The organism is Symbiobacterium sp. (assembly GCF_040797425.1).
Classification (GTDB): Bacteria; Bacillota; Sulfobacillia; order Symbiobacteriales; family Symbiobacteriaceae; genus Symbiobacterium.
In genome coordinates this window covers 1-8,628 of sequence record NZ_JBFNEH010000084.1, presented here as the reverse complement: position 1 = coordinate 8,628, position 8,628 = coordinate 1, and the positions used below count along the sequence as shown (strand labels likewise).

The following is an 8,628-nucleotide window of genomic DNA, read 5'->3' as shown; positions in this document are numbered from 1 at the left end:
GACGGCGCCGCTGCCCGGCGACCTGGCGCCGCAGCAGCCCCACCCGGTGCCGCTGGCCGTCGCCCTGACAGAGACCGACCCGGCGGCGGGGCAGATCGTGGGCATCATCGACCTGCCCTCCGTGTACGCTCTCAGCGCGCCGCACACGGCCAACCCGAAGGTGGCGGCGGCCCGGGGCCTCGCGGCGGCGAGCCGTCGGCCATATGCTGGAGGATCAGCTCCATCTGGGCCTTCTCGGTGAGAAGCCGGTCCAGCCGCTCCTGGGCGGCCTGCCGGGCCTGCCGCTGCGCGGCGTCCGCGCGGCGCTCGGCGGTGCGCGCCAACCCGCTGGCCTCCCGGTATCCGTAGACCGGCGGGATCAGCAGGGCCGCCAACAACGCCAGCCATACGGCCACGTCCTGCGGCCCCGTCCCCTGGGCGAGCGCCGCCTCCAGGCGGCCGGAGGCCGCGTAGGCCAGGGCGACGGTCACCCCCGCGGCCGGCGGCAGGGCGAACCAGAGGAGCGCCGGGCGATACGGACGCCTCATCTGCGCCACCGCCCTACCTGCGCCTCGGCCCGGCGAACCGGTAGCCGACGCCCCGCACCGTCTCGATCAGCCTGGGTTCGGAGGGGTTCTCCTCCAACTTGGCCCTGAGGTGCCGGATGTGCACGTCCACGGTGCGGACGTCGCCGTAGAAGTTCGGGCCCATCACCCGGTCCACCAGTTCGTCCCGGGTGAACACCCGGCCCGGGGACCGGGCGAGCACGCCCAGGATCTGAAACTCGGTGGGGGTGAGGTCCACGGGTTGGCCGTCCCGCAGGACCTCGTAGCGCGCGAAGTCGATGGTGAGCGGCCCCAGGATCAGCGTGTCCTGGTCCTGCGGCTCCGCGCCTTTCCGGGCCCGGCGGAGGATCGCCTTCACCCGCCCGGTCAGCTCCCGGGGGCTGAACGGCTTGGTGACGTAGTCGTCGGCGCCGATCTCGAACCCCACCACCCGGTCGATCTCCTCGCCCCGGGCGGTGAGCAGCAGCACCGGCAGTTCGGAGTGGCGGCGGAGGGCGCGCAGGACCTCGAATCCGTCGATTCCGGGCAGCATCACGTCCAGGATCACCAGGTCGATCTCTTCCTCCCGGGCGATGCGCAGCCCGTCCTCGCCGTTGTCCGCGGTCAGCACTTCGAAGCCCGCCCGGCGCAGGTTGTACGCGACCAGTTCAAGGATCGAGGGCTCATCATCGACGACGAGAATCCGCTCGGGCACAGGGAACACCTCCGACGCACAGGGGCCGCGGTCGGGTCAGCGGGCGGTCTCCCGGGTGATGGGCACGAAGCCCAGCTCCGCCACGTACTCCTCCTGGAACTCGGGGCTCAGCACGAACTCCAGGAACGCGCGCACAAGCGCGGCAGGTTCCCCCTTGGTGTACATATACTCGTAGGTCCAGATCGGCCACCGACCCTCCAGCACGGCGTCCGGGGAGTAGGCGACGCCGTCCAGCGCCAGGGCCTTCACCTTCGACGGCCGGTGATAGGACGCGTCGATGTAGCCGATGGCCCCGGGGGTATACTGCACGGTGGTCACCACCTTGCCGTTGGAGTCCTGCACCAGGGCCTGGGGCGAGATGTCGCCTTCGCCGGCCAGCACCTTCTCCACGATGGTCGCCCGGGAGCCCGACGACTGCTGCCGGCTGACGACCACGATCTCCAGGTCGGGACCGCCGACCTCCTGCCAGTTGGTGATCTCGCCCCGGAGGATCCCGGCCAGCTGCTCCATCGTCAGCCCGTCCACGGGGTTCTCGGGGTGGACGATGATGACGAACGGGGCGATGGCGACCCGGTGCTCCACCAGCACGTCGGCCAGCTCCCCGGTGGCCGGGATGTCGGAGTTGCCGATGTCCACGGCGCCGACCGCCACCTGCTGCAGGCCGTTGTACGAGCCGCCGCCGCTGACGTTCACCGTCACGTTGAGGTGCTCCTCCATGAAGATCTCAGCCGCCAGCGAGGCGAGCGGCAGGAGGGCGGTGGAGCCGCTGGCCGTGATGGTCCCCGCCAGGGGGTCGTTGGGATCGGCCTGCGGGCGGCTGCCACAGCCGGCGAGGAGCAGCGTTGCCGCGAGCAGGATGGCCGCCAGCGGGCGACTGCGAAGCACAGCCATGGTGTCTTGCGTCACCTCTCGCCCAAGGTTGCACGTGCCATCTTCACTGTAGCTTATCGATGTTAAGGTTCGGTTAAGATGAAGGGGTTATCCCCGCGACTTGAGCGCGCGGGGCGTCGGCCAGCGCCAGGACCTCGGCGGCGATGGCCAGGGCCGAGGCGGGATGGCCGGCCTGCCTGGCGGCGGCGGCCATGGCGGCGAGCCGCTCCGGCCGGCGGAACAGCAGGTCGTCCGCCGCCCCCGCCAGCCGCTTCACCCCCACGACCCGGGCCGCGCCGGAACCCGCCAGGTACGCGGCATTCTCCTCCTCGGGGCCGGGGAGGGAGCCCTGCTGCAGGCCGTGGCCGTGACCACGGTCCGCACGCTGTCCGGCTTCGGCCTGGCCGTGCTGCTCGGGGGCGTGAGCGGCCTGCTCGCGGGGCTGTTGCGGCCGCTCGGGCAGGCGCTGGCGCCGGTCGTCACCGCCGTCCAGGGCGTTCCCCCCGTGGCGCTGATCATCGTGGCTCTGCTCTGGTTCGATGCGAACAGCACGGCCCCCGTCTTCACCATCGCGGTGGCCGTGCTGCCGATCATCTTCGCCGCCGCCCTGGAGGGGACCCGCTCGGTCGACCGCGGCCTGATCGAGATGGCCACGGTCTTCCGCACGCCCCGCCGGATGCTGGTCACCGAGGTCTACCTGCCCCATCTGCTTTCGTACCTGTTCCCCGCGCTGGTCTCGGGGCTGGGCCTGGCCTGGAAGGTGGCCCTGCTCGCCGAGCTGATGGCCGGCAGCCGCTCCGGGATGGGCGCCGGGCTGGGGACGGCGCGCGTCAACCTGAACGTCGCCGGCATGTTCGCCTGGATCGCCGTGGTCGCCATCCTTCTGCTGGTGATGGAGAACCTGGTGCTCAGGCCGCTCAAACGCCGCCTGGAGCCCTGGCAGCGGGGCCGGGAAGGGGGTGGCGGCTGAGTGCTGACCTTGGAAAGCGTCAGCCACGCGTTCGGCGGCCACCCGGTCCTGGAGGACATCGACCTCCGGCTGGAGCCCGGCCAGGTCCTGGCGATCGTCGGCCGCTCCGGCTGCGGGAAGACGACCCTGCTGCAGATCGCGTCCGGCCTCCTCTCCCCGACCCGGGGGCGGGTGGAGAAACGGTTCCGCCGGCTGGCCTACGTGTTTCAGGAGCCGCGCCTCCTCCCGTGGCGCACGGCCTGGCAGAACATCGCGTTCGGTCTGAAGGCGATGGGGGCACCCCCGGCGGAGCAGCGCCGGGTGGCGTCGGCCCTCATCGAGCGGCTGGGTCTCGCCGGCGCCGGGCCGCATCATCGCCCGGGTGCCGCTGGGGCGCACGCCCCGCACCGATGCCGACGCCTACGTCCACCGCACCGTGGCCGCGATCTGGCCACAGGTCGCCGCAGCTTATCCTGACTAGGAGGAATGCCCCATGCGCCCGTTCAAGTCCACCTTTCCGAAGCTGATCGCCTGCTTCCTTGCGCTCGGCCTGCTGTGCGGCTGCGCAGGTCGGGCGCCTGAGAACCCGCCCGCCCGCCAGCCGGAGCAGACCCCGGCCGCAGAACAGACGCCGGCCGCGGAGCAGGCGCCGCAGGCAGAGCCGCTGACGGCGCTCCACCTGCAGGCGCCCTCGGCCCCGCCCTCGATCCTGCTGGCTCACCTGGCGTCGCAGGAGCGTCTGACCAGCCTGGTCCCGGAAGTCCAGTTCCAGGCCTTCCAGAACCTGGACCAGCTGCGCGCCGACATGGTCAAGGGCGCGGTGCAGGTGGCGGCGGTGCCGACCTACGTGGCCGCCAACCTGTACAACAAGGGGCTGCCGGTCCGGCTCCTCAACGTGACCGTGTGGGGCCACCTGTCGGTGCTGACCGCGGACCCGGACATCCAGAGCTGGGAGGACCTGAAGGGGAAGACGGTCTACATCCCCTTCAAGAACGACTCGCCCGACCTGATCTTCCGGACCGTCGCCAAGCTGGCCGGCGTGCCGGAGGAGGAGATGGGCCTGCAGTACGTCTCTGCCGCCCCGGAGGCCCTGCAGATGCTCATGGCCGGCAAGGCCGACGCCGCGGTGCTGCCCGAGCCGGTGGCCACCGCCGCGATCCTGCAGGGCAAGCAGAACAACATCCCCGTGCGGGAGCTGTTTGAGCTCCGGCAGGAGTGGGGCCGGGTGACCGGGCGGGAGCCCTTCATCCCGCGGATCGGCACGATCGCCGTCACTGACCTGATCGACCAGCACCCGGAGGTCATCACGGCCATCCAGGAGGGGCTGCAGGAGTCGGTGCAGTGGATCCAGGAGAACCCCGCCGACGCGGCGGCCCTGGGCGAGCCGTACCTCAGCGGGCTGAAGGCGCCGGTGATCCAGTCCTCCCTGGGCCGCACGCCGTTCCGGTTCCAGACCGCGACCGAGGCCCGGGAGGCGGTGGAGTTCTACTTCACCAAGCTGGCGGAGCTGAACCCGGAGATCATCGGCGGCCGGCTGCCCGACGACGGCTTCTACGACACCGGGGAGTGATTCAGCCGAACCGGCCTGTGATATAGTCTTCCGTGCGCCTGTCGGACGGGGTGGAGAAGATCCGCTCCGTCCGATCCATTTCCACCAGGCGGCCGTCCAAGAAGAAGGCCGTGTAGTCGGAGACGCGGGCGGCCTGCTGCATGCTGTGGGTGACCAGCACGATGGTGTACTCCTGCTTCAGGCTGGTCATCAGTTCCTCGATCTTGCCGGTGGCGATGGGGTCAAGGGCCGAGGTCGGCTCGTCCATCAGCAGCACTTCGGGGTTCACCGCGAAGGCCCGGGCGATGCAGAGCCGTTGCTGCTGCCCCCCCGAGAGCGTCAGGGCGGGCTTCCGCAGCCGGTCCTTCACCTCGTCCCAGAGCGCCGCGCGCCGGAGCGCGCCCTCCACGATCTCGTCCAGGTCGCCGTCGTAGCCGTTGATGCGGGGTCCGAAGGCGACGTTCTCGTAGATGGACTTGGGGAAGGGGTTGGGCTTCTGGAAGATCATCCCGATGCGGTAGCGGATCTCCATGGGGTCGGCCCCGGGGGCGTAGAGGTCCTGGCCCCGGAAGCTGACGTGGCCCTGGATGCGGGCGTCGGGCACCAGGTCGTTCATCCGGTTGAGGCAGCGCAGGAAGGTCGACTTGCCGCAGCCGGAGGGGCCGATGATGGCGGTCACGGCCCGCTCGGGTATCGTCATGCTGATCTGATGCAGCGCCTGGTGGGTGCCGTAGAAGAGGTCGAGGTTCCGGACGACGAAGCCGCCGGCTGCGACGCCGCCAGCAGCCGGGCTTGCCAGGACGACGGCCATGCTACCACTCCGCTTTCTTCTGGTATTTGTTCCTGAGCCAGATGGCGATGCCGTTGAGGCTCAGGAGGAGCGCCAGCAGCACGAGGATGCCGGCCGAGGCGACCTCCTGGAATGCCTTCTGCGGCATGCCGGCCCAGTAGTAGATCTGCACCGGCAGCACGGTGAAGCTGTCGAGCGGGGTCCTGGGCAGGCTGGTGACGTACACCCAGGCGCCCACCGCCAGCAGCGGGGCGGACTCGCCCAGGGCGCGGGAGACCGAGAGGATGGTGGCGGTGAGGATGCCCCCCAGCGCCGCTGGCAGGATGACCGTGAAGATCACCTGTGTCTTGCTGGCGCCCAGGGCGTACGCCCCGTGGGCCAGGGAGGGGGGCACGGCCCGGATCGCCTCCCGGGTGTTCACGATGATCACCGGCAGCACCATGAGGGCCAGGGTGAGGGCGGCGGCCAGGATCGACCGGCCGAACTGCATCCAGCGGACGAACATGGCCAGGCCGAAGAGGCCGTAGACGATGGAGGGCACGCCGGCCAGGTTGTCGATGTTGAGCTTCAGGAACTGCGTCAGGCTCTGGCGCAGGGGCGACGGGCGGTCGCCCTCGGCGTAGAACTCCAGGAAGACGGCGGTCGCGACGCCGACGGGCAGTGCAAAGGCCGCGGTCAGCACGATGACGTAGAAGGAGCCCACCAGCGGGGCAAGGATGCCGGTCCTGTCGGCGAAGCGGGAAGCGTGGCTGGTGAGGAAGGACCAGCTGAGCCGGGGCAGCCCCGTCGCGAGCAGGTCCCAGAGCAGGACGGCCAGCACGGCGAGGGCGGCGAGGATCGCCAGGAAAAAAAGCCAGTGGGAGGCGGCGTCCAGCCGGCGCCGGAGGCGCCGGCGGGCGGCGACGGGGTTCATGCGCGCTCCCCCTCCTGATAGCGGCGGCCGAGGGCCCGGGCGAGCAGGTTCATCGCCAGCGTGATGAGGAAAAGGGCCATGCCGACGGCGTACATCGAGGTGTAAGCGGCCGAGCCGATCTCGAGGTCGCCCTGCGCCACCTGGGCGATGTAGCCGGTCATCGTCTGAATCGACTCCAGCGGGTTCAGGGTGAGTTTCGGGGTGGAGCCCGCGGCGAGGGCCACGATCATCGTCTCGCCGATGGCCCGGGAGACGGCCAGGATGACGGAGGAGACGACGCCGGAGAAGGCCGCCGGCAGCACCACCTTCAGGGCCACCTCCAGCCGGGTGGCCCCCAGGGCGAAACCGGCTTCCCGGAGGGACCGGGGGACGGCCAGCATGGCGTCCTCCGACATTGAGCAGATCATCGGCGTGATCATGATGCCCACCGTGATGAAGGCGGACAGGGCGTTGAAGACCTCGATGTCCGGGATGATCTTCTTCAGGAGGGGCGTCACGAAGGTGAGGGCGAAGAAGCCGTACACCACGGTGGGGATGCCTGCCAGCAGCTCCAGCAGCGGCTTCAGGATGCGCCGCACCCGGTCGGGGGCATACTCGCTCAGGTAAATGGCACTGCCCAGGCCCAGGGGTACGGCCACCAGCGCGGCGCCGCCGGCGATGATGAAGGTACCCGACACGAGCGGCGCGACGCCGAAGTGGGCGGGGCTGAAGGTGGGGGTCCACAGCCGGTCGGTCAGGAATTCCCGGACCGAAACGAGGGAGAAGAACTGGACCGTCTCGGTGAAGAGGGTGAGGACGATGCCCACCGTGGTCACCACGGAGACCAGCCCGGCGGCCAGGAGGAGCCCCGCGATCGCACGCTCCTTTCGGATCTGGCGCGCCCGGCGCCTGTCCGGGGCCAGCGTCGCCGCGGCAGAGGCCGGGGGATGCTGCGCTGTCGTAGCAGACATGATGCCACCTCCGCACGATTCGTCACGCACTTGGGAAACGGCCCGGAGGTCCCGGTGAGAAGCGGGCGCTTCCCCGGGACCTCGCGGCCACTGAAAGGGAGACCGTTTACTTCAGCTTGGCCAGGTTGTCCTGGTACATCTTCTCAGGCAGCGGCGTGTAGCCGACCTGGGCGGCGAGCTCCCCGGCATTCTCCATATAGAAGGTGACGAACGCCTTGACCTCGGGCCGCTCCAGGGCCTGCCTGGAGGGGTAGATATAGATCAGACGGGAGAAGGGGTAGGAGCCGGCGGCGATGGTTTCGTCGGTCGGCTCGACGCAGCCGTCGCCGGCGTCGATGGCCAGGGCCTTCATGGTGTCCTTGTTCTCGGCGTAGTAGGCGTAGCCGAAGTAGCCCATCGCGTACTTGTCGCCCGCCACGCCCTGCACGAGCACGTTGTCGTCCTCTGAGGCGGTGAAGTCGGACCGGGACGCGTCGCCCTTGCCGTTGACCATCTCGTTGAAGTACTCGAAGGTGCCGGAAGCGGTGCCGGGGCCGTAGAGCTTGATGGGCGCATCGGGCCAGCTCGGGTCCACCTCGTTCCACCGGGTCACGGTAGACTCAGGCCCCCAGATCTTGTGGAGCTGCTCGGTGGTGATGCAGGTCAGGAAGTCGTTCTCCTTGTTGACCACGACCGACAGGCCGTCGTAGGCCACCGGAAGCTCGATGGGGTCGAGCCCGTTGTTCCTGGCCTCTTCGAGCTCCTTCTCCTTGATCGGCCGGGAAGCGTTGGCGATGTCGACCTCGCCCTTGACGAACTTGCCGATGCCGGCGGAGGAGCCGGAGATGCCGACCGGGACGTCGACCCTGGGATGCACCTTGCGAAACTCCTCCGCGACGGCGATGGAGATGGGACCCACCGTGGAGGAGCCGTCCAGCGTAACCGTTCCCGAGAGCTCGGTGCCGGCGGATCCGCCGCTGCTAGAGGGCGCCGGGTTGTTCGTGCCCGGATGGGACGCGGGCGGATTGCCCGCCCCCGGCTGGCTGCCGGGGTTGCTGCTCGCCCGGCCTCCGCAGGCGGTCAGCATGGCGAGCAGGGCCGCAGCGGCAGCGGTGGTCATCAGAGTCCGCTTCATGGCTGTGTCGATCCCCTTTCTCTGCTGGCTCTTGGCCGAGTACTTCCGTAGCTCGATACCGATGCTATCACCCGGGTGTTGTGCGGGGGTTTTGGTCTGGTTAGCCTTTGGTTAAGGACAGGTTAAGAACCACAGGCCGTCGGGCGGCCGGGCCGGGTTCTGCGGCCGGCGCGATCTGCCTTGGGAAGGGCGCGATGACGGGCGTTGTCCCGGAAATCGTGGAAATTCAAAGTGGCGGCCCTCAAGCCCCGTTT

10 protein-coding genes are annotated in these 8,628 nt (G+C 69.6%); 3 read left to right on the top strand and 7 right to left on the bottom strand.

The window, feature by feature from the left end:
• Positions 1 to 131: 131 nt before the first annotated feature.
• Genes AB2385_RS16125 through AB2385_RS16115 form a run of 3 tightly spaced genes read right to left on the bottom strand, consistent with a single transcriptional unit; the run spans position 132 to position 2,130 of the window.
• On the bottom strand, positions 132 to 527 hold the full coding sequence (locus tag AB2385_RS16125; protein WP_367656037.1) for a hypothetical protein: 396 nt from the start codon (positions 525 to 527) through the stop codon (positions 132 to 134).
• A 13-nt stretch (positions 528 to 540) separates the two neighbouring features.
• Positions 541 to 1,248, bottom strand: a complete 708-nt coding sequence (locus AB2385_RS16120) for a response regulator transcription factor (RefSeq protein ID WP_367656036.1) — start codon at positions 1,246 to 1,248, stop codon at positions 541 to 543.
• Positions 1,249 to 1,275: 27 nt separating this feature from the next.
• Entirely contained in the window at positions 1,276 to 2,130 is an 855-nt protein-coding gene (locus AB2385_RS16115; protein ID WP_367656035.1) for a phosphate ABC transporter substrate-binding protein, read from the bottom strand.
• A gap of 100 nt (positions 2,131 to 2,230) precedes the next feature.
• Between AB2385_RS16115 and AB2385_RS16110 the strand changes: the two genes are divergently transcribed.
• From AB2385_RS16110 to AB2385_RS16100, 3 genes are read left to right on the top strand one after another with little or no spacing between them, the layout of a single operon-like run.
• A complete protein-coding gene (locus AB2385_RS16110) occupies positions 2,231 to 3,079 on the top strand; it encodes an ABC transporter permease (protein ID WP_367656034.1) in 849 nt (282 codons plus the stop codon).
• Positions 3,080 to 3,535 carry an ATP-binding cassette domain-containing protein gene (locus AB2385_RS16105; protein WP_367656033.1) on the top strand — a complete coding sequence of 152 codons (456 nt, stop codon included), beginning with the start codon at positions 3,080 to 3,082 and terminating at the stop codon, positions 3,533 to 3,535.
• A 16-nt stretch (positions 3,536 to 3,551) separates the two neighbouring features.
• Positions 3,552 to 4,628, top strand: a complete 1,077-nt coding sequence (locus AB2385_RS16100) for an ABC transporter substrate-binding protein (protein ID WP_367656032.1) — start codon at positions 3,552 to 3,554, stop codon at positions 4,626 to 4,628.
• Between the two features lies 1 nt (position 4,629).
• Here AB2385_RS16100 and pstB read toward each other — a convergent pair whose 3' ends face one another.
• The 4 genes from pstB to AB2385_RS16080 form a co-directional block, all read right to left on the bottom strand.
• Positions 4,630 to 5,418, bottom strand: a complete 789-nt coding sequence (gene pstB, locus AB2385_RS16095) for a phosphate ABC transporter ATP-binding protein PstB (protein ID WP_367656031.1) — start codon at positions 5,416 to 5,418, stop codon at positions 4,630 to 4,632.
• A 1-nt stretch (position 5,419) separates the two neighbouring features.
• Positions 5,420 to 6,310 (bottom strand): phosphate ABC transporter permease PstA, encoded by an 891-nt coding sequence (gene pstA / locus AB2385_RS16090; protein WP_367656030.1) that lies wholly within the window; start codon positions 6,308 to 6,310, stop codon positions 5,420 to 5,422.
• Entirely contained in the window at positions 6,307 to 7,260 is a 954-nt protein-coding gene (gene pstC / locus AB2385_RS16085; protein WP_367656029.1) for a phosphate ABC transporter permease subunit PstC, read from the bottom strand. The genes pstA and pstC overlap by 4 nt, the downstream gene beginning before the upstream one ends.
• A gap of 106 nt (positions 7,261 to 7,366) precedes the next feature.
• Complete coding sequence (locus AB2385_RS16080; RefSeq protein ID WP_367656028.1) at positions 7,367 to 8,374, bottom strand: PstS family phosphate ABC transporter substrate-binding protein; 1,008 nt, start codon at positions 8,372 to 8,374, stop codon at positions 7,367 to 7,369.
• Between the last annotated feature and the right edge of the window lie 254 nt (positions 8,375 to 8,628).

Bases quoted from the DNA above. Each gene is read 5' to 3' on its own strand.
- AB2385_RS16125 (WP_367656037.1), bottom strand. From the start codon at position 527: ATGAGGCGTCCGTATCGCCCGGCGCTCCTCTGGTTCGCCCTGCCGCCG.
- pstA (WP_367656030.1), bottom strand. From the start codon at position 6,310: ATGAACCCCGTCGCCGCCCGCCGGCGCCTCCGGCGCCGGCTGGACGCC.
- AB2385_RS16080 (WP_367656028.1), bottom strand. From the start codon at position 8,374: ATGAAGCGGACTCTGATGACCACCGCTGCCGCTGCGGCCCTGCTCGCC.
- pstC (WP_367656029.1), bottom strand. From the start codon at position 7,260: ATGTCTGCTACGACAGCGCAGCATCCCCCGGCCTCTGCCGCGGCGACG.
- pstB (WP_367656031.1), bottom strand. From the start codon at position 5,418: ATGGCCGTCGTCCTGGCAAGCCCGGCTGCTGGCGGCGTCGCAGCCGGC.
- AB2385_RS16100 (WP_367656032.1), top strand. From the start codon at position 3,552: ATGCGCCCGTTCAAGTCCACCTTTCCGAAGCTGATCGCCTGCTTCCTT.
- AB2385_RS16115 (WP_367656035.1), bottom strand. From the start codon at position 2,130: ATGGCTGTGCTTCGCAGTCGCCCGCTGGCGGCCATCCTGCTCGCGGCA.